Annotated in this window: 1 protein-coding gene; it reads left to right on the forward strand. The window is 40.2% G+C overall.

What is annotated here, in order from left to right; genetic code table 11:
• On the forward strand, positions 1 to 435 hold a 435-nt coding region (locus tag CWB85_RS21920), incomplete at both ends, for a tetratricopeptide repeat protein (RefSeq protein ID WP_138556017.1).

Below are 435 nucleotides of genomic sequence, written 5' to 3' on the forward strand. Positions count from 1 at the left end.
TTGCTACAGCAAGCTGTTATTGACTATAGTCGGGCTTTAAACTTGGCCGTAAATTTAAAGAGCCCAATAAAACAAGCTAACTTATTGAGTAACATTGGCCTCGCATATTTTAACATGCACAACATGGAGCTGGCCTTAGATTATTACCAGCAGGCAAAAACACTTTATGAAAAGGATGGTAGTGCGCAAGATAAAGCTGACATTCTTCATAATATTGCAGGTATCTACATTCGCTTATCTCGCTATGATTCAGCCCTTGAAATTTACCGTGAAGTAGTGGATGTATTCCAGCAGTTAGGCGATGAAGAAGGCGTTGCGCTTTCCTATGGGAATATGGGGGTGGCTTATACGGAATCGGGTCAAAATCAGTTGGCATTGCATTATTATCAACGTGCTTTACGTTATTACCAAAGTGTAAATGATGCTTATCAGCTG

The organism is Pseudoalteromonas sp. S1727 (assembly GCF_005886375.1).
Classification (GTDB): Bacteria; Pseudomonadota; Gammaproteobacteria; order Enterobacterales; family Alteromonadaceae; genus Pseudoalteromonas; species Pseudoalteromonas haloplanktis.